This is a genomic window from Arthrobacter sp. Y3221159, assembly GCF_059089885.1.
The window spans coordinates 24,857-47,839 of record NZ_JBNHFC010000018.1 but is presented as its reverse complement, the minus strand read 5'-3'; the positions used below and the strand labels follow the sequence as shown (position 1 = coordinate 47,839).

23 protein-coding genes are annotated in these 22,983 nt (G+C 68.5%); 11 read left to right on the top strand and 12 right to left on the bottom strand.

Translation table 11 applies throughout. The annotated features are described in order from the left end of the window. Positions 1-110 precede the first annotated feature (110 nt). The 3 genes from AC5RT3_RS16985 to AC5RT3_RS16975 form a co-directional block, all read right to left on the bottom strand. Positions 111-617 (bottom strand): HAD domain-containing protein, encoded by a 507-nt coding sequence (locus AC5RT3_RS16985; RefSeq protein ID WP_494052249.1) that lies wholly within the window; start codon positions 615-617, stop codon positions 111-113. Positions 618-630: 13 nt separating this feature from the next. Then, positions 631-1,317, bottom strand: a complete 687-nt coding sequence (locus tag AC5RT3_RS16980) for a hypothetical protein (RefSeq protein ID WP_494124722.1) — start codon at positions 1,315-1,317, stop codon at positions 631-633. Positions 1,318-1,415: 98 nt separating this feature from the next. After that, positions 1,416-1,850: a VOC family protein gene (locus AC5RT3_RS16975; protein WP_494052248.1), complete on the bottom strand. Its 435-nt coding sequence runs from the start codon at positions 1,848-1,850 to the stop codon at positions 1,416-1,418. A 125-nt stretch (positions 1,851-1,975) separates the two neighbouring features. Between AC5RT3_RS16975 and AC5RT3_RS16970 the strand changes: the two genes are divergently transcribed. The 3 genes from AC5RT3_RS16970 (at position 1,976) to AC5RT3_RS16960 (ending at position 4,819) form a co-directional block, all read left to right on the top strand. Continuing rightward, a complete protein-coding gene (locus AC5RT3_RS16970) occupies positions 1,976-2,596 on the top strand; it encodes an L-threonylcarbamoyladenylate synthase (RefSeq protein ID WP_494052247.1) in 621 nt (206 codons plus the stop codon). A 161-nt stretch (positions 2,597-2,757) separates the two neighbouring features. After that, entirely contained in the window at positions 2,758-3,240 is a 483-nt protein-coding gene (locus tag AC5RT3_RS16965) for a hypothetical protein (RefSeq protein ID WP_494124721.1), read from the top strand. Positions 3,241-3,382: 142 nt separating this feature from the next. Further along, positions 3,383-4,819 carry an HNH endonuclease gene (locus AC5RT3_RS16960; protein ID WP_494124720.1) on the top strand — a complete coding sequence of 479 codons (1,437 nt, stop codon included), beginning with the start codon at positions 3,383-3,385 and terminating at the stop codon, positions 4,817-4,819. Positions 4,820-4,869: 50 nt separating this feature from the next. Here the strand turns inward: AC5RT3_RS16960 and ligD are convergent, their stop codons facing one another. After that, on the bottom strand, positions 4,870-5,892 hold the full coding sequence (gene ligD, locus AC5RT3_RS16955) for a non-homologous end-joining DNA ligase (protein ID WP_494052245.1): 1,023 nt from the start codon (positions 5,890-5,892) through the stop codon (positions 4,870-4,872). Positions 5,893-5,962: 70 nt separating this feature from the next. Between ligD and AC5RT3_RS16950 the strand changes: the two genes are divergently transcribed. Further along, entirely contained in the window at positions 5,963-6,643 is a 681-nt protein-coding gene (locus tag AC5RT3_RS16950; protein WP_494052244.1) for an alpha/beta hydrolase family protein, read from the top strand. 19 nt (positions 6,644-6,662) lie between these two features. Here the strand turns inward: AC5RT3_RS16950 and AC5RT3_RS16945 are convergent, their stop codons facing one another. The 4 genes from AC5RT3_RS16945 to AC5RT3_RS16930 all read right to left on the bottom strand — a co-directional run bounded on the left by AC5RT3_RS16945 (position 6,663) and on the right by AC5RT3_RS16930 (position 10,583). Continuing rightward, positions 6,663-6,815, bottom strand: coding sequence for a hypothetical protein (locus AC5RT3_RS16945; protein ID WP_494052243.1), 153 nt, complete (start codon positions 6,813-6,815; stop codon positions 6,663-6,665). Between the two features lie 153 nt (positions 6,816-6,968). Then, positions 6,969-9,584, bottom strand: coding sequence for an ATP-dependent helicase HrpB (gene hrpB / locus AC5RT3_RS16940; RefSeq protein ID WP_494124719.1), 2,616 nt, complete (start codon positions 9,582-9,584; stop codon positions 6,969-6,971). Between the two features lie 26 nt (positions 9,585-9,610). After that, the gene (locus tag AC5RT3_RS16935) at positions 9,611-10,129 is read right to left on the bottom strand and encodes a hypothetical protein (protein WP_494124718.1); all 519 of its coding nucleotides are present in this window, start codon (positions 10,127-10,129) and stop codon (positions 9,611-9,613) included. A 106-nt stretch (positions 10,130-10,235) separates the two neighbouring features. Further along, on the bottom strand, positions 10,236-10,583 hold the full coding sequence (locus AC5RT3_RS16930; protein WP_494052240.1) for a hypothetical protein: 348 nt from the start codon (positions 10,581-10,583) through the stop codon (positions 10,236-10,238). 276 nt (positions 10,584-10,859) lie between these two features. On the opposite strand from AC5RT3_RS16930, the gene AC5RT3_RS16925 reads away from it, so the two are divergent. Beyond that, the gene (locus tag AC5RT3_RS16925; protein WP_494052239.1) at positions 10,860-11,273 is read left to right on the top strand and encodes a CBS domain-containing protein; all 414 of its coding nucleotides are present in this window, start codon (positions 10,860-10,862) and stop codon (positions 11,271-11,273) included. A gap of 67 nt (positions 11,274-11,340) precedes the next feature. Here the strand turns inward: AC5RT3_RS16925 and AC5RT3_RS16920 are convergent, their stop codons facing one another. Both AC5RT3_RS16920 and AC5RT3_RS16915 read right to left on the bottom strand, forming a co-directional pair. Continuing rightward, the gene (locus AC5RT3_RS16920; RefSeq protein ID WP_494052238.1) at positions 11,341-11,856 is read right to left on the bottom strand and encodes a flavin reductase family protein; all 516 of its coding nucleotides are present in this window, start codon (positions 11,854-11,856) and stop codon (positions 11,341-11,343) included. Positions 11,857-12,023: 167 nt separating this feature from the next. Beyond that, a complete protein-coding gene (locus AC5RT3_RS16915; RefSeq protein ID WP_494124717.1) occupies positions 12,024-12,962 on the bottom strand; it encodes a 5'-3' exonuclease in 939 nt (312 codons plus the stop codon). A gap of 118 nt (positions 12,963-13,080) precedes the next feature. Here AC5RT3_RS16915 and AC5RT3_RS16910 point away from each other — a divergent pair, with 118 nt between their 5' ends. After that, complete coding sequence (locus tag AC5RT3_RS16910; RefSeq protein ID WP_494124716.1) at positions 13,081-14,394, top strand: aspartate aminotransferase family protein; 1,314 nt, start codon at positions 13,081-13,083, stop codon at positions 14,392-14,394. 3 nt (positions 14,395-14,397) lie between these two features. Here AC5RT3_RS16910 and AC5RT3_RS16905 read toward each other — a convergent pair whose 3' ends face one another. Next, positions 14,398-14,772, bottom strand: coding sequence for a cupin domain-containing protein (locus AC5RT3_RS16905; RefSeq protein ID WP_133346879.1), 375 nt, complete (start codon positions 14,770-14,772; stop codon positions 14,398-14,400). Between the two features lie 248 nt (positions 14,773-15,020). Here AC5RT3_RS16905 and AC5RT3_RS16900 point away from each other — a divergent pair, with 248 nt between their 5' ends. The 5 genes from AC5RT3_RS16900 to AC5RT3_RS16880 are packed head-to-tail and all read left to right on the top strand — an operon-like array spanning position 15,021 to position 22,295. Beyond that, positions 15,021-16,319 carry an SWIM zinc finger family protein gene (locus AC5RT3_RS16900; protein ID WP_494103344.1) on the top strand — a complete coding sequence of 433 codons (1,299 nt, stop codon included), beginning with the start codon at positions 15,021-15,023 and terminating at the stop codon, positions 16,317-16,319. Further along, positions 16,316-17,758 carry a DUF5691 domain-containing protein gene (locus AC5RT3_RS16895; RefSeq protein WP_494103345.1) on the top strand — a complete coding sequence of 481 codons (1,443 nt, stop codon included), beginning with the start codon at positions 16,316-16,318 and terminating at the stop codon, positions 17,756-17,758. Before AC5RT3_RS16900 ends, AC5RT3_RS16895 begins: the two co-directional genes overlap by 4 nt. Beyond that, positions 17,755-18,861, top strand: a complete 1,107-nt coding sequence (locus AC5RT3_RS16890; protein WP_494009034.1) for an ATP-binding protein — start codon at positions 17,755-17,757, stop codon at positions 18,859-18,861. The genes AC5RT3_RS16895 and AC5RT3_RS16890 overlap by 4 nt, the downstream gene beginning before the upstream one ends. A 3-nt stretch (positions 18,862-18,864) precedes the next feature. Beyond that, positions 18,865-21,114 carry a DUF5682 family protein gene (locus tag AC5RT3_RS16885; RefSeq protein WP_494124715.1) on the top strand — a complete coding sequence of 750 codons (2,250 nt, stop codon included), beginning with the start codon at positions 18,865-18,867 and terminating at the stop codon, positions 21,112-21,114. Further along, positions 21,096-22,295 (top strand): VWA domain-containing protein, encoded by a 1,200-nt coding sequence (locus AC5RT3_RS16880; RefSeq protein ID WP_494124714.1) that lies wholly within the window; start codon positions 21,096-21,098, stop codon positions 22,293-22,295. The genes AC5RT3_RS16885 and AC5RT3_RS16880 overlap by 19 nt, the downstream gene beginning before the upstream one ends. Before the next feature lie 13 nt (positions 22,296-22,308). Here the strand turns inward: AC5RT3_RS16880 and AC5RT3_RS16875 are convergent, their stop codons facing one another. Continuing rightward, entirely contained in the window at positions 22,309-22,944 is a 636-nt protein-coding gene (locus AC5RT3_RS16875) for a dihydrofolate reductase family protein (RefSeq protein WP_494052229.1), read from the bottom strand. Positions 22,945-22,983: the final 39 nt, after the last annotated feature.

The following is a 22,983-nucleotide window of genomic DNA, read 5'->3' as shown; positions in this document are numbered from 1 at the left end:
CGGCTGCTGCCTTGGACAGCATAATTCACCGACTGTTCGTGTGGAATGAGTTGCGGCGTTTACCAAACCGGCGGGAAACCTTATCGATCGTACGCGTCCCGGCCATCAGGTCAAAACATCGGTTGGGTCAGGAACGTGCGGACCGCCGCCAGTTCAGCCGGTGAAATCCCCCGGCGCGGATGAGGCGAAACAAGGCGGATCCGCCTGCCCAGCAGCCGTGCCCACGCTTGCGCCTCCGATTCGAAATCCAGTTGGTCATCGATCCAGGCCACCGCGTCCGGACCCGTCGCTTCCACATCGTCCTGGATGGCGCGCAGCTTCCACCATTCGTTTCCGCCCGACGGCCCGGTTGCCGAGAGATAGGGCCAGCTGCCGCCGTCGAGACCGATGGCCGGGCACAAGTACTGCGGAGCAAGTTCCTCCCAGCTGGTAAGCCAAACGCAGCGGACCCCGTCGGCCCGCGCCAGCGAATTCAGCCCGTCCACCAGTTCCCTGGCATAGGCAACGGGCAGGAGGCCGGCATCCGCAAGGCACCACGCTGAACCCCATCCGGTGGTTCCCGCCGGGCCGAAAGGGCAGATGACGCCGTCGACGTCGATATAAAGCGTGCGGCCCACGCTGCGCTGCCTCTCAGCTCCGGCGGAACTCCGAAGGCGCCCGTCCCGTGTCCAGCCCGGGGGCCATGCGCTCCTCCAGTGCGGCGACAGTCACGTCCGGCAGGACGATAAGGCCGTCCAATTCGCGCCGCGCCCGCTTGTACGCTGCCTGGCGCTCGGCGGGGGTGGCAGCCTGGTTCTCCGCGATCATCAGCAGCTTCCGGGCGGTGGCCAGCCGCTCACGCTCAGGTCCACTGAACTTGCTGTCCCTGATGCGCCGGGCTTCCCGCTCGGCCACATCCAGTGCCACGGCAAAACTGTTGACGGCCTGCCGGTAGGCCTCCAGCCGGGCGGGTGAGGTGATGTCCGTTGCAGCGTTAGGTCGCTGGCCGTCGGCCTCCCGCTTCGCCCGCAGGAATGCCACGGTCAAAGGTTCCCGGACATCCGTCATGAGCGGAAAATCGATGAGTTTGCCGACGTCCAGTTCATAGTCCAGCCAGCGCCGGTTGGTGGCGTCATGGGTTGCCATCAGGGCTTCCACTTCCGCCGTTGACGCCTGCTCCGCTGCCAGGTGCTGGTTGCGCAGCTTGTACAGTTCCACCTTGCGCTGGTGCCGGCGCTCACTGGCCTTGCGCCAACTGCTGGCCCAGTGTCCCGTAAAGGCAGCCAGCGGAAAGACCAGCCACCATTTGTCAGACAGGAACTCGAAAAGGGACTCCACCCGTCCATCGTCGCAGGCGCCGCAGCGCGCCTCAAGGAGGATTTCGGTCGGGACTGCTTCCCCGGGGAATGATCCCCGGGGAGACAGTCCGGCCAGGATCAGGCCGCGCCGGTGGTGCCCTGGGCGGCGTTGACGTTAACCAGCCAGCCGATGCCGTAGCGGTCCGTGCACATGCCGAACACATCACCCCACGGGGACTTCTCCATCGGGACGGTGACCGAGCCGCCGTCGCCGCTGAGCTTCTCGTAGTAGCCCCGCAGCTCTGCCTCGTCCTCGCCGCTGAGCGAGATGGAGATGGCGGACCCCTCACGGTATTCCATGCTGTTCGGGGTGTCGGCGCCCATGAGGACCAGACCCTGCGGTGTGGTCAGCATGCCATGCATGATCTTGTCCCCCTCCGCGGGATCCTCGCTGGCCTGGTAATCCCCGAACGTGCTGACGCGGAGGTCGCCGCCGAACACGGACTGGTAGAAGTTCAGCGCCTCGCGGGCGTTGTCACGAAAGTTGAGGTAAGGGTTGAGGATGGTCGGCATGGTTAATCTCCTTAGTGGGGACTGACACGGTGAAACCAGACAACATCCTGCCCCAAAGAAGGGCGCGCTGGTAGGGGGTTTGGCACCTTCGTGCAGGCAGGGCCGGGTGCCACTAGGCTCGGGGCATGGCCAGATACTTCGACGTTCATCCCCAGGATCCCCAGCCGCGGGCCATCACCCAGGCTGTGCGCATCATCCTCGACGGCGGGCTGATCGCTTACCCGACCGACTCCTGCTATGCGCTGGGCGCGCAGATGGGCAACAGGGACGCCCTCGACCGGATCCGCAGCATCCGGCAACTGGACGACAAACACCACTTCACCCTCGTCTGCCGTGACTTCGCCCAGTTGGGTCAGTTCGTGAACATCGGCAACGACGTGTTCCGGAGCATCAAGTCCGTCACCCCAGGGAGCTACACGTTCATCCTGCCCGCCACCCGGGAGGTTCCCAAGCGGCTGCTGCATCCCAAGAAGAAGACCGTTGGCGTCAGGATCCCGGACAACCGGGTGGTCCAGGCGCTGCTGGCCGAGCTGGGCGAGCCGCTGTTGTCCAGCACGCTCCTGCTGCCGGACGAGGAAGACCCGCTGACCCAGGGCTGGGACATCAAGGAACGGCTGGACCACCAGGTGGATGCGGTGATCGATGCCGGCGACTGCGGAGCCGAACCTACCACCGTGGTGGACTTCTCCAGCGGCCTGGCGGAAGTTGTCCGGCACGGCGCCGGAGACGCGTCCCGGTTCGAGTAGGTTCCGGTTGCGGTAGCGTACGACGGCGGCCTGCCGGGTCCGCGGCGCTGAACTTCTTGCGGTAGCTGGCGTGCGTCGATGTGACGGCGGGCCATCAGGGTCAGGCTGATAGGCTCCACGAGCGGCCGCTGGGGCCGCCAACTAAATGGGGGAATCGTCTCATGCGCACCAAACACCTGCTCCGCCTTTCAGCCTGTGGGGCCGTCGTCGCGGCCCTGGCAGTCGCGGCACCACTCCCGGCCCATGCGGCCAGCACCGAAGGCACGGAAACGACGTCCTCCAGCGAATGCACTGAACTAGCGCCCGGCGTCATCACGTGCCTGACCATGGAAGAGCGCCGGATCAAAGTGGTTACACCGTCGGGCACTGCAATCCTCCAGGGGTACCGGGAGTACTCGGATGCCACGACTTACCCTGGCGGCTCGTGGTCAAGTGATGGGGCACGGAGATACGTTGCCGTTTTCGGATCGTCGATAGTCGTTCCGGACGGAACCGTTTACTTTGACCCGAAGGTGACCAGGGTCGATGGTTGGGACATTCTGTCCTACTCAGATGGCCTGAATTGCGTACTGGACACAAATTACGTCGAGGTCAACGGCGCAAACAGCTACAACCACAGCACCGGGACTTGCACCACCAACTAAGCCAGGTTACTTGAGGCCCGCTCCGAGCGGAGCGGGCCTTGAGCATCCTGCGGTGAAGGAAACGACGTCGAGGCACGGATGGTTTTCCACATAGCGCTCTTGCCTGGACCGGATTGTCAGGGTTCGCTGGAAGACTCTATTCATGGAGGCGGTTGGGGCGTTGGGAGCGGTAACGGCGGGGCGCGGTGGTGTCCCGACCATCGCGGATGTGCTTGCTCTGCTCGCCCGGGTGCCTGTCTCCTCTGATGGTGCGGGGATGATCGACCAGCTGCGGCAGCTCGAGGATTTGAAGTCCTTGTCCGCCGCCCGGCAGGCCGAGATCGCTGTCGCCTTTGATCTGTCCCAGCGGCGGGAGCAGGCCGCTGCGGGTGTTCCGGCCGAGGAGCAGGGCACGGGTGTTGCTGCCCAGATTGCTTTGGCGCGGCGGGAATCCCCCGCCCGGGGCGGCAGGCTTCTAGGGATGGCGAAAGCGCTGACGGGGATGCCGCGGACGCTGGCCGCGTTCCGGACCGGGCGGCTGAACGAGTGGCGGACCACCCTGATCATAAAAGAGACAGCTTGCCTGACCGTGGAGGACCGGGCAGCGGTCGATGAGGAACTCGCCGCCGACACCGGCACCTTCGACGGCGCCGGAGACCACGCCATCACCAGCGCCGTCCGCGCCACGGCGTATCGACGTGACCCGCGTTCTGTTGCGAAGCGGGCAGCCCATGCCGTGACGGAGCGGACCGTGTCATTGCGGCCGGCTTCGGACACGATGACGTACCTGACCGCGCTGCTGCCCGTCGCCCAGGGCGTGGCCGCACACGCCGCGCTGGCCCGGGACGCCGATGCTGCCCGGTCGGCCGGGGATGAAGGGTCCCGCGGGCAGGTCATGGCCGACACCCTGGTCGAACGCGTCACCGGAACTCCGGGAGGGATCACCGGCATCGACCTCCAGGTCGTGATGACCGACCGGGCCCTGTTCCAGGGCGACAGCGAACCGGCCAGGATCCCCGGCTACGGCATCATCCCCGCCGAAACCGCCCGCACCCTCCTCGTCAGCCCCGAACATTCCGGCGCCGACGCCCATGGCATGCGCGGACTGCCAACCTGGGTCCGTCGGCTTTTCACCGCACCCAGAACGGGAGAACTGGTCGCGATGGACTCCCGGGCCAGGCTCTTCCCGGCAGGGCTCAAACGCTTCCTCCAGGTCCGGGACGACACCTGCCGCACACCCTACTGCGACGCGCCCATCCGCCACCACGACCACATCACCGCCTGGCACAACGGCGGAACCACCACCGCGAAGAACGGCCAAGGGCTCTGCGAAGCCTGCAACCACACCAAAGAAACCCCCGGCTGGGCAGCAAAACCGCTACTGACACCGGGCCTCCGGCACACAGTCCAGACCCGAACACCCACCGGGCATCTCTACCGATCAACAGCGCTGCCATTGCCTGGCGGCGGACCAGCAGCGGCCGCAGCTCCCGCAAGCGGCCGGTTGCGTGACACACTCACCGATTCAAAGGCATCTAGCCGGGAACACACTGCGGCGAAGAACTCTGTCCAGGTGTTAGGCAGGGCCGGACCTGGATAGATAGATCAATGCTGCCGCAAGTCCGGAGCAGGAGCTGTGGCGGTTAAGAATCAGTCCTGCTTCTTGGCCCGGCTTGGCTGTACCCGGGGCGGCTCGCCGGGCATCTTGGGGTAGTCCGGCGGGAAGGGCAGTTCACCGAGGCCGTCTTTGACGTCGCGTTCCCACCACTCCAGCAGGGTGTCGATGCTGCCGGGGTTTCGGTGGAAATCGGCCCAGGGGTCGCCGGTGGTCCGCAGGCGCTCCGGAACAGTGAGGATGGTGAAGTTCTTCGGATCGGCGTTCCCCAGCTCATCCCAGGTGATGGGGCAGGAGACCGGCGCATGCGGCAGGGCGCGCGGGCTGTAGGCGCCGGCAATGGTGCGGTCCCGGTTGGCCTGGTTGAAGTCGAGGAAAATCCGCTGGCCCCGTTCCTCCTTCCACCAGGCCGTGGTCACCTTGTCCGGCATCCGGCGCTCGACTTCCCGCGCTGCGGCAATCACGGCGTGCCTGACATCCAGGAACTCGCGGACGGGCGCGATGGGCGCGTAGACGTGGAGGCCCCGGTTTCCTGACGTTTTGATGAAGCAGTCCATGCCCGCTTCCGCCAGCACTTCCTTGAGGACCAGCGCAGCCGGAACAGCGTCGTCGAAATCTGTTCCCGGCTGCGGGTCGAGGTCGATCCGCAACTGGTCCGGGTTGTCAGTGTTTTCTGTGCGGGACGGCCAGGGATGGAACACCACTGTGTTCATCTGGACTGCCCACACTGCCGCCGCAGGCTCATCCAGCACCAGCTGCGGATGGGAGCGTGCGCTGGGATAAACCACCTTGACCGAGCGGACGAAGTCCGGGGTGCCTTTAGGCGGGTTCTTGGAAAAGAACATTTCCCCGTTGATGTTGTCTGAGTACCTCTGCAGGGACACGGGCCGGTCGCCGTTCGCGGCAATGAAGGCCTCCCCCACATCGCAGATGTAGCGGGCCAGGTCCAGCTTGGTCAGTCCCAAGTCAGGCCAGAGGACCCGGCTGGGGCTGGAAATGCGCATCGCGCGTTCACCGTGGGGACCCTGGACCGTGATGGTGGTCTGTTCGCTCGCCATGGGGACAACGTACACCCCGCCGTCCTGAAGGCGGCACATTTCAGCCGCCGCGGTCAGGCATGATGGAGTCATGCCCGATGCCGAAACACACCTTTCCCTTGACGTGGACGGGACCAAGGTTTCCGCGGCCTATGCCTGCCCCGAAGAGCACTGGGCTACGGTGGTGGTCGCCCACGGTGCCGGAGCCGGCATGGAACATCCTTTCCTCCGGGGCTTCACCGGGGCCCTTAATGCCCTGGGACTGGCTACCCTTCGGTTCAACTTCCCGTACCGTGAAGCCGGGCGCCGGTTTCCTGACCGGCCTCCCGCGGCCATCGCCACCTGGCGGGCCGCCATGGCGGAGGCTGTCCGGCAGGCTGCCGCGTATGGAGGCTCCGGCCCGTTCTGGGCTGCCGGGAAGTCGTTTGGCGGCCGGATGGCGTCCATGGCGGTGGCGGACGGGATGCCGGCCGACGGGCTCATCTACCTGGGGTATCCCCTGCACCCGCCGGGAAAACCAGAGAAACTGCGTGACGAGCACCTGTACGGGATCACCACCCCCATGCTGTTCCTGCAGGGCACCCGCGACACCTTTGCCACACCCGAAATCCTCGAGGGCGTAGTCTCCCGCATCGGGCCGTCAGCTGTACTTCAGTGGATGGAGGGCGGCGACCATTCCTTCGCCGTGGCCGGCCAGAAACGCCAGGCGGACGAGATAGGGGCTTCGCTGGGAGCGCCCGTCGCCGGGTTCATCCGCGCCAGCAGTCACTAGGCCCCCGGGGCAGCATCCGCTACGCGGCCTCCTCGTGCCACCAGCCCTCCCAGGCTGCGGAGGTGAGCTGCCCCTCGGGGAAATCCGTTTTTCCGGTGCTCCCGCTGGAAGACCAGGCGTCGTCGCCGCGCCGGCCGTCGAGCAAGAGGTTAAGGCTGTTCAAGAGAAACATCTTTACGTCCTTCCATAAGTTGAATGGACCACGCTGTCCATGTACCTGTGAGCCTAGCCAAGGCATGTTTCAGCACGTCGACGCAACGTTTCGATCTTGTATCGGAGTTATCACCCGGCCGCACCAACACAGACAGGAAGCAACTCGAAACGGCTACCTGCGTTGCTTGGTCCGGGCCGTGGCAGGCTCGCTCCAGGGGTCCTCCGGCCACGGATGCTTGGGGTAGCGGCCCCTCATCTCCGCCCGGACCTGGCTGTAGGGGCCGGACCAGAAGGAAGTGAGGTCGTCGGTCACCGCCAGCGGACGGCGGGCCGGGGACAGCAGATGGAAAAGCACAGGCACGGTACCGCCGAGCAGCCGCGGCGACTCGGCGAGGCCGAAGCACTCCTGCAGCTTCACGGCGACCACCGGGCGGGCGCCGTCCTCATCGTGGCCGGGATAGTCGATGGAGACCCGTGAGCCGCTGGGAACCTCCAGCCATTCCGGGGCAAGGTCGTCCAACCTGGCGGCCTCGGGCCAGGGCAACAGCCGGCGCAGCGGCTGGGCGAGGTCCACGGACCCGACGGCGGCCCCTGCCGCAAGCGTTTCGAGCTCAGGTCCCAGCCACTCATCGAGGCACAGCAGGAGGCCCGCGTCTGAGACGTCCGGCCAGGGCTCCCCCAGTTCCCGCCTCAGGAAGGCAATACGGCGGCGTAAGCCCGCGGCCGCCGTCGACCATTCCAGGACAGCCAGACCCTCCTTGCGCAGGGCGCCGATAACTGCGGACCTGCCCTCTTCCGGTCCGGGGCGGACTGGCGTGTCAGCAAGCACGATCGCGCCGAGGCGGCGGACCTTACGGGCCGTCACCCGCCCCTGGCCGAATTGCGCCTCGACAGTCTCGGCGACGAGGCCGGAGGCAGCGGCCAGGGCAAGTTCGCCGGTCAACGGTGCCGCCGCCCGGATGACGGCACCGGTGCCGGCAGAGTCCCGTCCGTCGGCCCGGGACACCTCGGCCACGGCCAGCCATTCCTGCCCGGACAGGGTGCTTCCTGCAGGAAGTCCCGCCCGTGTCCCGGAGGAAAGCAGGTAGCGGGCCGGCCCGTCGCCCGGTACCAGGCGGGCCACCCGGTCGGGAAAGGCGAGGGCGACGACGGCCCCCACCGCCGCGCTGTCCGCGCCGTCGATGGATAGGGCCGGTTTCGGGGCGGAAGACATGTTCCGGGCCAGTCGTTCCAGCCGCCGGGCTTCTTCGGCCCAGCGCCGCCCGGCGGGGCCGGAGTCACTCCGGAGCCGGGACAGGAGGCCGGGCAGGTCCGCGCCCGGAGCCCGCTGGTCGCCGGCCACGGCCGCCACCACTTCGGCGGCTTCCCGGGCTCCGAGGGCTGCGGAACCGTCAAGCAGGGCGCGGGCAAGCCGCGGGTCAGCCGGAATCCCGGCCAGGATCCTGCCGGCGGACGTGGCATGCCCGTCGGCGGAAACCGCGCCGAGTTCCCGCAGCACCTCCACGGCGTCCTCGAGGGCCTGCCGCGGCGGTCTGTCCGGAAGGGCCAGGCCTTCACCGCCAGGGGACCCCCAACAGGCGAGCGTCAACGCAGCCCCCGTTAGGTCCGCCACCTTGATCTCCGGTGTTACGTGGGCAGGTGACGCCCCATACGCCTGTTGGCTGTAGCAGCGCACTACTATTCCCGGGCCCTGGCGGGCAGCCCGTCCCGCACGCTGGTCTGCCGATGCCCGCGAGCAGGAAACCGTCACCAGGCCGCTCATCCCGCGGCCGGAGTCCCTGCGCGGCTCACGGGCCAGGCCGGAATCGACCACCAGCCGCACCCCCGGTACGGTCAGTGACGACTCGGCCAGGTCCGTCGAAACGATGATCCGCGGGCGATCCCCCGGCCTGCGTCCCGACACCGCCCGGTCCTGCTCAGCGGCGCCCACCTGGCCATGCAGTTCCAGCACGTCCACGGCCGGCCCCAGCCGCCGCCGCAGCCCTGCCGCCACCTGTGAAACTTCCCGGGCACCGGGAACGAAAACCAGCGCGTCCACGCTGCTGTCTTCGGCCAGCACTTCCGAGTGCGCCAGTGCCGCTGTCTCCGCCAGGTGGTCCAGGAAGCCCGGCGCCACTCCCCTGCCGTCCAGCCGCAGGCCCCCGCCCGGAGCCCACGCCAATGCCAAGGGATGAAGCACCGAAGGGCAGTCGACCACGGGAGCCGCGGGTCCGCCGTCGAGATCCCCCAGCAGGGAAGCGAAACGGGGCGCGTCCAGGGTGGCGGACATTGCGGCGACGGTCAGGTCACCGCGGAGCTGCCGCACTTCGGCCAGCATGCCGACCAGCAGGTCGGTCTCGAGGCCGCGCTCGTGCACTTCGTCCAGGACGACGGCGGCAGTGTCCTCAAGGCCCGGATCGGCCAGCAGGCGGCGCAGGAGAATCCCCGGGGTTACGAATTCAACGAGCGTTTCCGCTCCTGCCTGCCGTTCCCCGCGGACCGTGTAGCCCACCCGGCCGCCAAGCCGGGACCCGTCCAGGGCAGCGAGCCGCCGTGCCGCAGCACGCGCCGCAACACGCCGCGGCTGCGTCACGACCACCCGTCCAGCGGGGTGCACGAGGTTTGCCAGCAAGGGCGGAACAAGGGTGGTTTTGCCGGTGCCGGGCGGCGCTTGTACTACTGCCGTGCCGTTGGCAAGCGCATCCTTCAACGCGCCAAGCGAGCCTGCGAATGCCAGCCCCGCACCGATGGCATCGAGGTCGAAGGCCTTAGCTTCGAGGGGCCATTCCTGCCGCCTGGATAAAGTCACCCGTCCATTTTGCCCGGTCCAGAGGGTTACTGCTTGCCCTGAGCTTTGCCCTTCCCCTTGTTCTCCTTGGCCACCTCCGGGACCGCAGCGGGCGGTTCGGCCTGGTCGGCCGGTGGCAGCGGCGCAATGACCGGCTCTTTCGGCACCTGCCGGACAGGTTGGGGCTGGGTGTCCGCTGCCTCAGACGGGACGGTTTCCGTGGTACCCGGTGCGGCCGCTGCGCCCGCCTGGGACGCCTGCGAAGCCAAGTACCCGTCGATGTCTGTGCGGACAGCCGCCAGCGCTGTCTCAATGCCACGCAGCCGCGGTGCTGAAATCCGCCCATCCCGGGCCGCGGCATCCAGGTCGCTTTCCAGCGCCTGAAGGGCGGCCAGGGCTCCTTCCATCCGGTTCTCGGCGGCGGCCTGGCTGATGCTCAGGACCCTGATCTGGAAGCCCCGGAGCGTTGCTGTATCCGAATCGGACGGCCGGAAACCGGTGGTCGCCGCGAAGACAATGGCGGCCACGGCAAGCGCGGCTGCAAGCGCTGCGGCTGCTGTACGCACCCGCCTCCCCGGCACCGGCCCCGCTGCCACTTGCCGGGCTTTTACTGACCTTGCTTTGACTGGACGTGCCGCTCCCGCCAGCCTCTGCTGCCCGGCAGGCTGCAGGTCAGGCCGCATGCCGGCCCCGCAGGGGTGGAACCGCTGCGGGCCTGGGTGCCAGCACGGACACAGTGGCAAGCCGGACCTCGGGCGCCTCTGCTGCCGGGAGGGTGGACGCCGCAGCCGTCACCGCAGGGGTTGAAGCGGCGCGGGAGCGGACCCGGCGGACAATCCTGCCAAGGCCGGACCGCACCAGCATTGCCGCCAGGTGGCCGAGTCCCACGCCCAGCAGGACGTGGCCGGCGAGATACTGGCCGCCCAGGCCTGCAGCGCCGCCGAAGGGGGCGCCCGCTGCCACCGCGGCTCCCCCGGCCGTCAGCGTGATTGACAAGGCAACCGCAAACACTGTGCCCATTACTCCTGCTTCCATCATCCGATTCATCAGCAAGCTTACTAGTAATGCTCAGCAAGCTTACTACCTAACTTAGGAGGTGCAAGAAGGGAGTCTGAGCGAAAAGCCGCCGGCGCCTGCGCGGACCGGCGCGAAGAACACCCGCCGGCTCTGGACAGTAATAATCAGTAGGCTTAGCATTTTTCCAACGGTTCGGTCTTCGGATCCGCAGCTGGCAGCGGCTTTCCGCAGGGCCTTCCGGGCAAAAAATCACACGAGGTATCGCATCAGGAGACAATCATGGCAACGGCACGGGAAATCATGACCGGCGGCGTGGAGTGCATCGGCGAGAACGAGACTCTGGAGGCGGCCGCCCGCAAAATGAAGGACCTCGACGTTGGGTCGCTCCCCATCTGCGGCGAGGACAACCGGCTCAAGGGCATGCTGACGGACCGCGATATCGTCATCAAATGCCTGGCGGAAGGCGGCGACCCACGGTCAGTCAAAGCCGGTGAACTCGGCCAGGGCAAGCCTGTGACCATCGGCGCCGACGATTCCATCGAAGAGGCGATCAGGACCATGCAGGACCACCAGGTGCGGCGCCTTCCGGTTATTGACGGGCACAACCTCGTCGGCGTCCTCAGCCAGGGCGATATCGCCAAGAACTACCCCGAGGACCGGGTGGGCGAGCTGGTGGCTTTTATCTCCTACTGATCATCACGAAAAGAATGCTGCCGCAGCCATCCACGGCTGCGGCAGCTTTCTTTTCCTGACAGGCAGGTCAGCCGGCAGCCTCAAGGAGTCGCTCCGCCGGTGCCAGTCCTGCATAACGCCCCTTGAAGAACAGCAGCGGCTCGGCGTTCCGGCGGGCACGCAGGTGCCGCACGGCCGCCACCACGATGGTGTGGTCACCGCCGTCGTATTCGGCGTGCAGCTCGCAGTCAATCCAGGCAAGGGCGTCGTCAAGAACGGGGTTGCCCAGCGGCGAGGTCGTATGGCTGACCCCGGCAAACTTGTCCGAGCCGGACCGGGCGAACTGCGCGGCCAGGTCCTGGTGCTCTGCGGGAAGGATATTGACAGTGAAGGAGCCGGCCTCCCTCAGCACCGGCCAGGTGCTTGATGTCCTCGCGGGGTTGAAGGTGACCAACGCAGGTTCCAGGGACAGGGAGGCGAAGGACTGGCAGGTGAACCCGGCCGGCCCGTTCCCGGTGGAGCCTGAGATGACCGTCAGGCCGGTGGCAAAGGTGCCAAAAATGTCCCGTAGCCGGCGGGGTGCCAGGTCGGAGGTGAATGTCATGGGCGTGGCCTCTCACTTGGATCGTCACCTCACCAAACCAAAGGCCCGGCACCGTGATCAAGCCTCTGCGCAACGCTCCGACGCGTCCCGCAACGGGCCGTCATGGAGGGTCATTGCGCGACACCGGCCGTCACACGCCGGCCAGTGTTACGCCCGGGATGGTGGTCTTACGCCGTCCGGTCGAGCGCGTCGAGGAGCCGCCGCACCGACACGCCCAGGTTCCAGTCCGCCGCCAGCCGCTCCAGCTCCGCGCGCGGGTTCCCGGTCACCGGCCGCAGGCGCGCGCCGGCCTCCTCAAGGCCGGGCAGTTCGAGGTTCCGCACCAGCCGGACGACGGCGGGAGCTACTTTGAGGTAGTCGGCGGCAGCGGCGAGCTTGGCCCGGACCGGGCCGGCCAGTCCGCCGGCGTCGTCCTCTGCCGCCTCCAGCAGCCCCTCAAGGGTGCCGTACTTCAGGAGCAGGGAAGCCGCCGTCTTCTCCCCGATACCGGCAACGCCAGGCAACCCGTCGGAGGCGTCGCCCCGGAGGGTGGCATAGTCGGCGTACTGCTGCGGCAGCACCCGGTATTTGGCCACCACCGTTTCCTCCGTGACCACTTCGAGGTTCCGCATCCCGCGGGCGGTGTAGATGACGCGGACCTGCCGCCCGTCGTCGCACACCTGGAAAAGGTCGCGGTCGCCGGTGACCACGTCCACCGGGAAGGCGGCATTGCTCGCGTAGGTGCCCACGACGTCGTCGGCCTCATGCTCAGCGGCACCCACGATGGCGATGCCGGCAAGGCCCAGCACCTCGCGGATCATGGGAAGCTGTGCCTCGAGCGCGTCCGGGACAACCTCGATGTCCGGGGCGTCAACGACGGCCTCGGCCACCCGGTGCGACTTGTAGGTCGGAATGAGGTCCACGCGCCACTGGGGACGCCAGTCATCATCCCAGCAGGCCACAAGGTGCGTGGGCCGGTAGTCGGTGGCCAGCCTCGCGACCATGTCCAGCAGCCCGCGGACCGCGTTGACAGGTGTTCCGTCCTGCCGGCGGACCGTGTCCGGCATGCCGAAGAAGGCACGGAAATACAGGGAGGCAGTGTCCAGCAGCATCAGGCGGTCCGGCATACCTGCATCCTGACACGGATCTGCCGGGGTTTGCAGCCGCCCACGCAGGCCTGCCGTTGCCAGGCATAGGATGCAAGCAGGTCATACCGGGCCTATGCGGAGCCCAACGGAGGGTGGCATGAATCTCGACGACCTGGTGTTCCATCCCTGGGCGGTGCAGGGGCCGCGAGACGTGCCGACGCTGGTGGGGGGCTCCGGAAGCCATGTCTTCGACGACGGCGGCCGGCGATACCTGGACTTCGGCTCGCAGCTGGTGTTCGCCAACCTCGGCCACCAGCATCCGCGCATCGTAGCGGCGATCAGGGAGCAGGCGGACCGGCTCTGCACGCTGGCACCCGGCTGGGCCTCCGATGTGCGGGGAGAAGCGGCGCGCCTGATCGTGGACGTGGCTCCGGAGGGCCTGGGCCATGTCCTTTTCACCAACAGCGGCACGGAGGCCATCGAGCATGCGGTGCGGATGGCACGGCTCTTCACAGGGCGGCCTAAGGTGCTCGCCGCCTACCGCTCGTACCACGGCTCGACGACGACGTCGATCCACCTTACGGGCGACCCCCGCCGCTGGCCCTCTGACACCGGAACGGCCGGCGCTGTCCACTTCTTTGGACCATTCCTGTACCGGTCGGCGTTCGGATCGACGACGCCAGAGGAAGAATGTGATCGCGCCCTGGCCCACCTGGAACAGGTGATCCTGCTCGAAGGCCCCGGAACCATTGCCGCGCTGGTCCTGGAATCGGTAACAGGCAGCTCCGGCGTCATCGTACCCCCGCCGGGATACCTGCGCGGGCTCCGCGAGCTCTGCGACCGGCACGGCATTGTCTATATTGCCGACGAGGTAATGGCCGGTTTTGGCCGCACGGGGGCCTGGTTCGGCGTGGACCATGCCGGTGTGGCACCGGACCTGATGGCGTTCGCAAAGGGTGTCAACTCCGGGTACGTGCCCCTGGGCGGGGTCCTGATCTCCGATGCTCTTTACGAGCTGTTCACCACCCGCCCCTACCCGGCGGGCCTCACGTACAGCGGCCACCCGCTGGCTTGCGCGGCTGCCGTGGGCGCCATTTCGGCGATGCGCGACGAGAACACCGTTGCGGCCGCTGCCCGCCTCGGTTCCGAGGTGCTGGGGCCCGGCCTGCGGGAGCTCGCCGGCAAGCACCGGGTTATCGGGGACGTGCGCGGCATTGGCGGGCTGTGGAGCCTGGAGCTGGTGCGTGACCCGGTGACGCGGGAGCCGCTGGTGCCGCCGGGCGCCGTCGGCCCGACGAACGCGCCGATGGCTGCCGTGGCAAAGGGCTGCCTGGAGCGGGGCCTGCTGCCTCTGGTCCTGGGCAACCGGCTGCACGTCGCTCCCCCGCTGAATGTCAATGACGACGACGCCGCGGCGGGCCTGGCCGTCCTGGACGAGGCGCTGTCCGCCGCGGATGCGTACGCAGCCTGATCCTCAGGCAGGCTTGGCGTAGGTGGCGGCGCTCATGAGCTCGTAGCCCACGAACGTCTCATCGCCCTCCACCCAGGCATCATGGCCGGCCGGGATCGAATAGGCGCCTCCGGCCGTGACCGTGGCCCGGGTGCCGTCCTCCATTTCCACCGTCAAGGTCCCGGCCGTGCAGAAGCCCAGGTGGTTGACCTGGCAGCTGTCGGTGTGGACCACCGTCTTCACCGTTTCCGACCAGCGCCAGCCGGGTTCGAAAGTCATCCTCGCCAGTGTGGTGTCTCCGAGGGTGACCACATCAACCTGCGTCTTCGGCGGCCGGCGCTTTTCGTCGGGCTCGTCGAAGGACTTTGACTCAAGGGCTTTGACCGTTACTGCGGTCATTTTCTGTTCCTCCTGGCGGAGAGTTGTGCTGCTGTTCGTCCGGAAACCGGCGAGGGGATCCGGGTAGCGGGACGTGGCACGGGCTGCGCGTCGTGGACGCCGCGGCCCGCGCACCCCATCGACTGCGCTTCCAGCGTGCTCTTGGCAACAGGCCCTGTCAATGCTCCCTGACCTGCGGAAAGAGACACACTGAATCCGGTTCGCCGCAGCTGTGCCGGAACCGTCCCGCATCAGGCACAATGTGGTTCATGGGGCGTTGGAGCGAGGACCGGGTTGTCAGCGCCGCGCCCGACGACGCCTCCCTCGCGGCCGCGCGCAGGCTGGCCCATCCGGGACCCTGGTCCGATACCGGCAGCAACGAGGACCTGGTCTGGGGAAAGTGCCAGGGAAGCGGAAAGACCCCGTACCAGGTAAGCGTGGACACCACGGCGCCCGCATACCGCTGCACCTGCCCGAGCAGGAAGTTCCCCTGCAAGCATGCCCTCGCCCTGCTGCTCCTGTGGGCCCGGGGCGAGGCCGCCGCGGCCGGCAGTGAGGCCGCCGGCTTTGCCCAGGAATGGGCAGCCAAACGGACCGGTCTCTCCGTTGCCCGCAACCAGCGCCAGGGTGCTGAGCCTGCGGATCCGGCGGCGCAGGCCAGGCGACTGGCAGACCGGATGGCGCTGATGGACACCGGTATTGACGACTTTGCCCGCTGGCTGGCAGACCTGGCGCGGACAGGGCTCGCCCCGGCACGCAACCAGCCGTACTCCTGGTGGGACGGGGTGGCGGCCCGGCTGGTTGATGCACAGCTTCCCGGCCTGGCCGACCAGGTGCGTGCCATGGGATCGGACGTCCATGCCCGCGCCGACTGGGCCGACCACCTGTTGCTCCATGCGGGCCGCTGGTGGGCCCTCACCAAGGCCTGGCGGCAGCGGGACCGGCTTGGGCCCTCAGAACTGGCTGACCTTCGCGCAGCAGTGGGATGGCCTACGCCCTCCGCTGAGGTGCAGGGGTCCGAGGCGCTGCCCGGACCCTGGTTGGTGCTGGGCGCCCACCGGAGCGACGACGGCCGCCTCCAGCAGCAGCGCACCTGGCTGCGCGGCCCGGACGGAACAGTGGTGGTGCTCCTCGACTTCGCCGCCCGGGGTGAGGCGTTTGCCATGCCGCAACTGGCAGGGGCCATGCTGGACGGAACCGTCGCACGCTATCCCGGCACCGCACCCCGGCGTGCCCTGTTCAACGCTCCGGCCGCGCCCCGGGGTGCGGCCGGAGGGCTCGGTCCGGGCTGCAGCATCCAGCAGGCCCTGGAAGCGGAGTCGGGCGCCGTCGCGGCCTCCCCCTGGCGGGACCGGCATCCGGTACTGCTTTCCGGCGTCCGGATCTGCCCCGTGGACCACGGGTGGGTGCAGGACGGGTCCGGCCAGGGACTGCCACTGGTTGACGCCCGCCTCGACTACCTGCTTGCGCTGACAGGCGGGCACGCCGTCGAACTTTTCGGGGAACTGGAGGACGGCCGCCTGCGTCCCCTGTCGGTTGTTGTTGGCGGGTCTGTGGTGGCCGCATGAGGTGGCTGGCGGAACTCCGCGCCTCTGCGCTCGTGGGCACGGGCCGCCACCCGGCCCCTGCGCCGCCGGCCCAACTAAACCTCGACGCTCCCGTCGGCCTCTCTGCCGAGGAATCGCTGCTTGAGCAGGCGGCCCTGGCGGATGTGGCAATGCGTGCGGCGCGGACCGCCGGGCAGGTTCCGGACGGCCACCTGCCGGCGGCGCCGCCTGATGACGCCCCGGCAGCCGACGGTGAAGCCGCCAGGCTTTTGGAACTGCTCCTTAACCAGCCCCCGGTCGGGGCTGAGTTGCGGACCCGCCTGGTGGCTGACTGGCTTCAGCTCGCGGAACGCGCAGGCCGTCGGGTGCCGCACCCGCTGTTGCCTTCCTTGTTCTCGCTGGCGGACTCGCAGCCGCGCGTCGCAGAACGGCTCCACCCGGCCATCGGGACGCGCGGCCGCTGGCTTCAGGACGTCCTGCGGCCAGGACGCACGGCCCCCTTGCCCGGCACTAGGCCGGTGGCGGAGGAAGCCGGTACCGCCGCCAACCTGGAACGGCTGCGGAGCACCGACCCGGCTGCCGCAGCCGGCAAGCTGGCCGCGGACTGGGACGGCCTTGGCGCCCGCGACCGCGCCACCCTCCTGGCGCTGCTTTCGACGAACCTCTCCGCGGCTGACGAGCCCCTGCTGGAACGGGCGCTGGATGACAAAGCAAAAAGCGTGCGGGAGGTTGCGGCCGGGCTCCTCGACCGGCTTCCGGACAGCGCCCGGGCAACCCGCATGGCCGCCCGCCTCCGCCCCCTGCTGGGCACCCGCGGCATGCTCCGCAAGCGGCTGGAGGTCGACCTGCCGCCCGATCCCGACGCTGCCGCCCTACGGGACGGGCTGCCCCCGGCGCCAGCCACTGGGGACCCGGACCGGTTCCGTTGGCTGGATGCGATCATCCGCGGCGCACCCTTGGCGGTATGGACGACGGCGGCAGGCCGGGACCCCGCAGGCACGCTCGCCCTGCTGGACGCGGAACCCCGCATTATCGGTGCGATCAGCGCCACCGCGGTCCTCAGGGACGAGCCGGAGTGGGCACGGGCCCTGCTGGGTGTCCGCACAGACCCGCGGCTCCTGTCCTGCCTGCCCCCTGAAGAACGCGAGCGGTGGCTGCTGCAGCACCTGCGGTCCGGCGGCATCCAGCCGGTGGCGCTGGTTCAGCTGCTCCGCGACCTTCCAACGCCCTGGGGTGCGCCGCTCGCCGGAGCTGTCCTTGAGGTCATCGCCCGCAAGGAGAACGGTTACATGGCGGGCATGCTGGCTTCCATCCTGCCCGGTGCGCTTCCGCCGGAGGCCGCCGACGAGTGCCGGCGCCTGCTCGCGCGTCCCGACGACGACGGTTCGCGGCGGCGTGTCCTGCGGGACGCCGTCCAGTACCTTTCATTCCGACAATCACTGACGGAGGCTTTTCCATGACCGATGCCCAGGCACCCGCCGACATTGTCCGCGCCCATGCCGAGGACGCCTACGCCAGGGAACTGCAGGCACTGGCCGCCGCCGACGACCGGCCCCGCCCGCCCAGCTGGCGGCTCTCCCCCTGGGCCGTCACCACGTACATCCTTGGCGGCACCCTGCCCAACGGGGTGGAGATCACGCCCAAGTACCTCGGTTCGTCCCGGCTGGTGGAGATCGCGGTGGCGTCCCTGGCCACCGACCGGGCACTGCTGTTGCTGGGCGTGCCGGGCACGGCGAAGACCTGGCTGGGCGAGCACCTCTCCGCGGCAATCTCCGGCTCCTCCACCCTGGTGGTGCAGGGAACCGCCGGGACGCCGGAGGAAGCACTGCGCTACGGCTGGAACTATGCGCGGCTGCTCGCCGACGGCCCGTCACGCGAGGCCCTTGTCCCCGGGCCCGTGATGCGGGGCATGGAGTCCGGAAGCCTGGTCCGGGTCGAGGAGCTGACCAGGATTCCCTCGGACGTGCAGGATTCATTGATCACGATTCTCAGCGAGAAGACGCTTCCCATTCCCGAGCTGGACGCCGAAGTGCAGGCGCGAAAGGGCTTCAACATCATTGCAACGGCCAACAACCGGGACAAGGGCGTCAACGACCTGTCCTCCGCGTTGCGCCGGCGGTTCAACACGGTGGTGCTTCCGCTTCCCGACACCATCGACCAGGAGGTGGAAATCGTCACCGCACGGGTCCGTGCCCTGGGCAGTGCGCTTGACCTGCCGGCGGACCTCGCGGAGCTCTCGGAGATCCGGAGGGTGGTTACGGTGATGCGGGAGCTCCGGGCCGGCGTGACGCAGGACCAGCGAACCACCATCAAGTCGCCGTCGGCCACCCTGTCCACGGCGGAAGCCATCTCTGTGATGACGAACGGCCTGTCCCTGGCTGCCCATTTCGGTGACGGCACCGTCCGGGCCGGGGACGTGGCTGCAAGCCTGGTAGGTGCCGTGATCAAGGATCCGGTGCAGGACCGGGTCATCTGGCAGGAGTACCTGGAAACAGTGGTCCGCAACCGCCCCGACTGGAAGGACCTTTACCGGGCCTGCCGCGACCTCGATTCCTCCAACTAGCCGATGACAGACGTCCACGTCTTGGGAATCCGGCACCACGGTCCGGGATCCGCCCGGTCCGTCGCCGAGGCCCTGGCCGAGCTACGGCCCGGCCTGGTCATGGTGGAGGGTCCCCCGGAACTTGACCAGGTCCTTCCCCTGCTCGCCGACCCTGACATGGTGCCGCCCGTAGCCGGGCTGATCTACGCCCAGGACGAGCCCCGGCTGGCGTCCTTCTACCCGCTGGCCGGCTTCTCCCCGGAATGGGTGGCCATCCGCTGGGCCCTGTCCACCGGGGCCCAGGTCCGGGCCATGGACCTCCCGGCGGCCATCACGTTCGCGCGCCGCATCGCGGATGTGCCCGAGGGCCCTCCGGGCGGCTCCGACGGCTCGTACCGGCCGGACGCGATCGCGATGCTGGCTGAGGCAGCCGGCTACAGCGATGCCGAACGGTGGTGGGAAGACGCGGTTGAGCACCGAAACGGCGGACCCCTTGACCGGTTCCTTGCCATCACTGATGCCATTGCGGAGATCCGCGCCGGGGATCCAAGGCCCGAGGGGCATCCGGATGTGGTGGAGAACAGCCTGCGCGAGGCCGCCATGCGGCGGGTGATGCGCGCCGCTATCCGCGAGGGGCATCAAAGCGTGGCGGTGGTGTGCGGCGCCTACCACGCGCCCGCGCTGGTGCCGGACAACTTCCCTCCGGCCACGGCAGACAACAAGCTCCTGTCCGGATTGCCCAGGGCCAAGGTCACTGCCACATGGGTGCCGTGGACCTCGGACCGCCTGAGCTTCCGCAGCGGATACGGTGCCGGGGTCACGGCCCCCGGCTGGTACCAGCACCTTTTCAACCACTGGATGGTCCGGGACGGGGGGGCCGACGTGGCCACCACGTGGCTCGTTCGGGTGGCCCACGCCCTGCGCCGGGAAAACCTTGGCGCCTCCACCGCTTCGGTGGTGGAGGCAAGCCGGCTTGCCACTGCCCTGGCCGCCGTGCGGGGCCGGCCCAGCCCCGGTCTGGCCGAACTCGACGACGCCGCTCAGGCCGTGCTGTGCGACGGCTCGCCGGAGCCACTGTCCATCGTGCACCGCGAGCTCACGGTGGGACAGAAGCTCGGAAGTGTGCCGGATACCGTGCCGACCCTTCCGCTGGCTGCAGACCTCACTGCGTCCCAGCGCCGCCTGCGCTGGAAGCCGGCCGCCACTGAGGAAATCCTCGTCCTGGACCTCCGCAAGCCGAACCAGCTGGCCCGGTCCGTGCTGCTGCACCGGCTGCAGCTGCTGGGCGTGGACTGGGGGGTCCCCGCGGAAGCCGGGCGCACCACCGGCACCTTCAAGGAGGCGTGGACGCTCTGCTGGAAGCCGGAACTGAGCGTGGCAGTGGTGGAGGCCGGCCTGCACGGCACCACCGTAGCCGCAGCCGCTGCTGCAGCGGCCGCGGAGCAGGCGGCACACGCGGACAGCCTTGCGGACCTCAGTGAACTGCTGTCGCGGTGCCTGCTGGCCGATCTCCCCGACGGGGTCGGAACCGTAGTTTCGGCGCTCGCCGAGCGCACTGCCCGCCAGCAGGACGTCGCACCGCTGCTCGAAACGGTGGGGCCGCTGGCGCGCACATGCCGGTACGGCAACGTCCGTGGCGTGGACGTCAGCGGCGTCCGGAAGATCCTCGATGCCACGGTGGTGCGGGCATGCGTGGGCCTGCCCACCGCCTGCGCCGGCCTGGATGATGAAGCCGCCGCGGCCATGCGCCACGCCATCGACGCAGCCAATGACGGCCTGTCGCTCCTGCCCGACCTGCCGCGCGATGACTGGCGGCAGGCGCTGTCCGCCGTCGCGGGTTCAGACCGCATCCATGGCGCCGTGGCCGGGCGCGCCACGCGGCTTCTCCTGGACGCAGGGCTGCTCGACGGCGCCCATGTGGCGGACAGCCTGAGCCGCCGCCTTTCGCTGGCCACCCCGGCGCCCGCTGCCGCCGCATGGCTGGACGGCCTGCTCTCCGGCGATGCGTCCCTCCTGGTGTACGACCCGCGGCTCCTCGCGATCGTCGACGGCTGGATCAGCGGGGTGGACGAGGAAGTGTTCGACGACGTCCTGCCGCTCCTGCGCAGGACCTTTTCGGCGTTCAGCAGGCCGGAGCGGCGCGAAATCGGCGAACAGGTCAGCCGGACAGGCGGCAGCCAGGCAGCCGCCGCACCCGACGGGCCGGATTTTGCGGCGGCTGCCCCAGCCCTCCGGACAATGGCAAGGTACCTGGGATGGGAGACAACAGGATGACGGCTGGAGAACCCGCACGCGAGCGGCTTGGCCGCTGGCGCCTGGTGCTTGGCGGGCATGAGGCGGACGGGGTAACAGCCGCCGATGGCAGCGCCGTGGGTCTTTCCGCCGACGATGCCCGCCGCGACCAGGCACTCGAACAGCTGTACGACACGGAGCGGAGCGGCCGTGGAGGCATGGGCGCGTCCAGCCCCCGTGTGGCACGGTGGCTCGGGGACATCCGCGGCTATTTCCCGTCCTCGGTGGTCCAGGTGATGCAGGCCGATGCCATGGACCGGTTGGGCCTGCGGCAGTTGCTGCTCGAACCGGAGATGCTCCGCACCGTGCAGCCCGACGTCGGACTCGTCAGCACCCTGCTCGGGCTGGGGCGGGTCATCCCGGAACACTCACGCGAGAGCGCCCGGGCGGTGGTGCGCCAGGTAACCGCGCAGCTCGAGGAGCGGCTGCGGGCGCGGACGGTCCAGGCGGTCACCGGGGCGCTGAACCGGGCCGCCCGGACCCGGCGGCCGCGGCACCGGGACATCGACTGGAACCGGACCATCGCCGCGAACCTCAAGAACTACCAGCCGGCGTACCGCACGGTAGTGCCCGAGCGCCTGGTGGGCCACGCGCGGCGGAGTACCGAGATCCAGCGGGAAATCATCCTCTGTATTGACCAGTCGGGATCGATGGCGGAGTCGGTGGTGTATTCCAGCGTCTTCGGGGCCGTCCTTAGCTCCCTCCGGTCCGTCCGCACCCGGATGGTGGTGTTTGACACCGAGGTGGTCGACCTGACGGACGAGCTGCATGATCCCGTGAATGTCCTGTTCGGCGTCCAGTTGGGAGGCGGCACGGACATCAACCGGGCATTGGCCTACTGCCAGGGCCAGATTTCCCGCCCGGACGAAACTATCCTGGTGCTGATCAGCGACCTCTACCAAGGCGGGATAGCCGAGGAGATGCTGCGGCGGGCAGCCTCGATCGTGGGCTCGGGGGCCACAATGATCGCCCTGCTGGCACTGAGCGACAACGGGCATCCGACCTTCGACGCCGGCCATGCCGCTGCGCTGGCCGGCATAGGTGTCCCCGCGTTTGCCTGCACGCCCGATCTCTTCCCCGAGCTGATGGCCGCCGCGATCGAACGCCGGGATGTCAGCGAATGGGCAGCCTTCCACGACATCCCCACCAGCCATGCGGAATGAGCGCCGGTCCTTGTCACGTCCGGCTGGCGCCCGGCGGGCCGTCCAGCACGGTGGGAACGTATTCGAGTAGCTGGAGCCGGCCGTCGAAGGTCCTGCTCTGCACCAGCTGGAGCGCGACGTCGGGATAGCCGTCATAGATGCGTTCCCGCCCGGTACGCCCGGTGATCACCGGGAAGACCACCAGCCGGAAACGGTCCACCAGGTCCGCCGCCAGCAGCGACCGGCAGAGGCTGAGGCTGCCCAGCGTGCTCAGCGGCCGGTTTCCCGACTGCTTCATTGCCCGGACCGCCTCAACCGCGTCCCCCCGGACCAGTTCCGAGTTCGGCCAGCTGAGCGGCTCCTGCAGCGTGGAAGAAAAGACCACTTTGGGCACCGCGGCAAGCCCGGCCAGCGAGGCACCTTCCTCCGCGGAAAAATCGGAGCCGCCGGCCGCAGCCTCCCCCGACATGCCCGACATCAGCCGGTAGGTGTTGGCTCCCAGGAGGAAGGTGTAGTTCTGCTCCGCTTCCTGGTCCAGCCACGCGAGGTACTCCGGCCCCTCCAACCCCCACCAGCCGGGCCACCCCTCGGCAGAGGCATATCCGTCCAGGGAGATGATCAGGTCCACCATCACGCTTGCCGCCGCCGTCTCCGCCGGTGTTCCGCCCATGGCCGCCTCCTCCGTCCGATCGGCATTCGTGTGCGGGGA

Coding starts and splice junctions, on each gene's coding strand:
- AC5RT3_RS16975 (WP_494052248.1), bottom strand. CDS start 1,850: ATGCCGACCATCCTCAACCCTTACCTCAACTTTCGTGACAACGCCCGC.
- AC5RT3_RS16970 (WP_494052247.1), top strand. CDS start 1,976: ATGGCCAGATACTTCGACGTTCATCCCCAGGATCCCCAGCCGCGGGCC.
- AC5RT3_RS16965 (WP_494124721.1), top strand. CDS start 2,758: ATGCGCACCAAACACCTGCTCCGCCTTTCAGCCTGTGGGGCCGTCGTC.
- AC5RT3_RS16960 (WP_494124720.1), top strand. CDS start 3,383: ATGGAGGCGGTTGGGGCGTTGGGAGCGGTAACGGCGGGGCGCGGTGGT.
- ligD (WP_494052245.1), bottom strand. CDS start 5,892: ATGGCGAGCGAACAGACCACCATCACGGTCCAGGGTCCCCACGGTGAA.
- AC5RT3_RS16950 (WP_494052244.1), top strand. CDS start 5,963: ATGCCCGATGCCGAAACACACCTTTCCCTTGACGTGGACGGGACCAAG.
- AC5RT3_RS16945 (WP_494052243.1), bottom strand. CDS start 6,815: ATGTTTCTCTTGAACAGCCTTAACCTCTTGCTCGACGGCCGGCGCGGC.
- AC5RT3_RS16930 (WP_494052240.1), bottom strand. CDS start 10,583: ATGGGCACAGTGTTTGCGGTTGCCTTGTCAATCACGCTGACGGCCGGG.
- AC5RT3_RS16925 (WP_494052239.1), top strand. CDS start 10,860: ATGGCAACGGCACGGGAAATCATGACCGGCGGCGTGGAGTGCATCGGC.
- AC5RT3_RS16920 (WP_494052238.1), bottom strand. CDS start 11,856: ATGACATTCACCTCCGACCTGGCACCCCGCCGGCTACGGGACATTTTT.
- AC5RT3_RS16915 (WP_494124717.1), bottom strand. CDS start 12,962: ATGCCGGACCGCCTGATGCTGCTGGACACTGCCTCCCTGTATTTCCGT.
- AC5RT3_RS16910 (WP_494124716.1), top strand. CDS start 13,081: ATGAATCTCGACGACCTGGTGTTCCATCCCTGGGCGGTGCAGGGGCCG.
- AC5RT3_RS16905 (WP_133346879.1), bottom strand. CDS start 14,772: ATGACCGCAGTAACGGTCAAAGCCCTTGAGTCAAAGTCCTTCGACGAG.
- AC5RT3_RS16900 (WP_494103344.1), top strand. CDS start 15,021: ATGGGGCGTTGGAGCGAGGACCGGGTTGTCAGCGCCGCGCCCGACGAC.
- AC5RT3_RS16895 (WP_494103345.1), top strand. CDS start 16,316: ATGAGGTGGCTGGCGGAACTCCGCGCCTCTGCGCTCGTGGGCACGGGC.
- AC5RT3_RS16890 (WP_494009034.1), top strand. CDS start 17,755: ATGACCGATGCCCAGGCACCCGCCGACATTGTCCGCGCCCATGCCGAG.
- AC5RT3_RS16885 (WP_494124715.1), top strand. CDS start 18,865: ATGACAGACGTCCACGTCTTGGGAATCCGGCACCACGGTCCGGGATCC.
- AC5RT3_RS16880 (WP_494124714.1), top strand. CDS start 21,096: ATGGGAGACAACAGGATGACGGCTGGAGAACCCGCACGCGAGCGGCTT.
- AC5RT3_RS16875 (WP_494052229.1), bottom strand. CDS start 22,944: ATGGGCGGAACACCGGCGGAGACGGCGGCGGCAAGCGTGATGGTGGAC.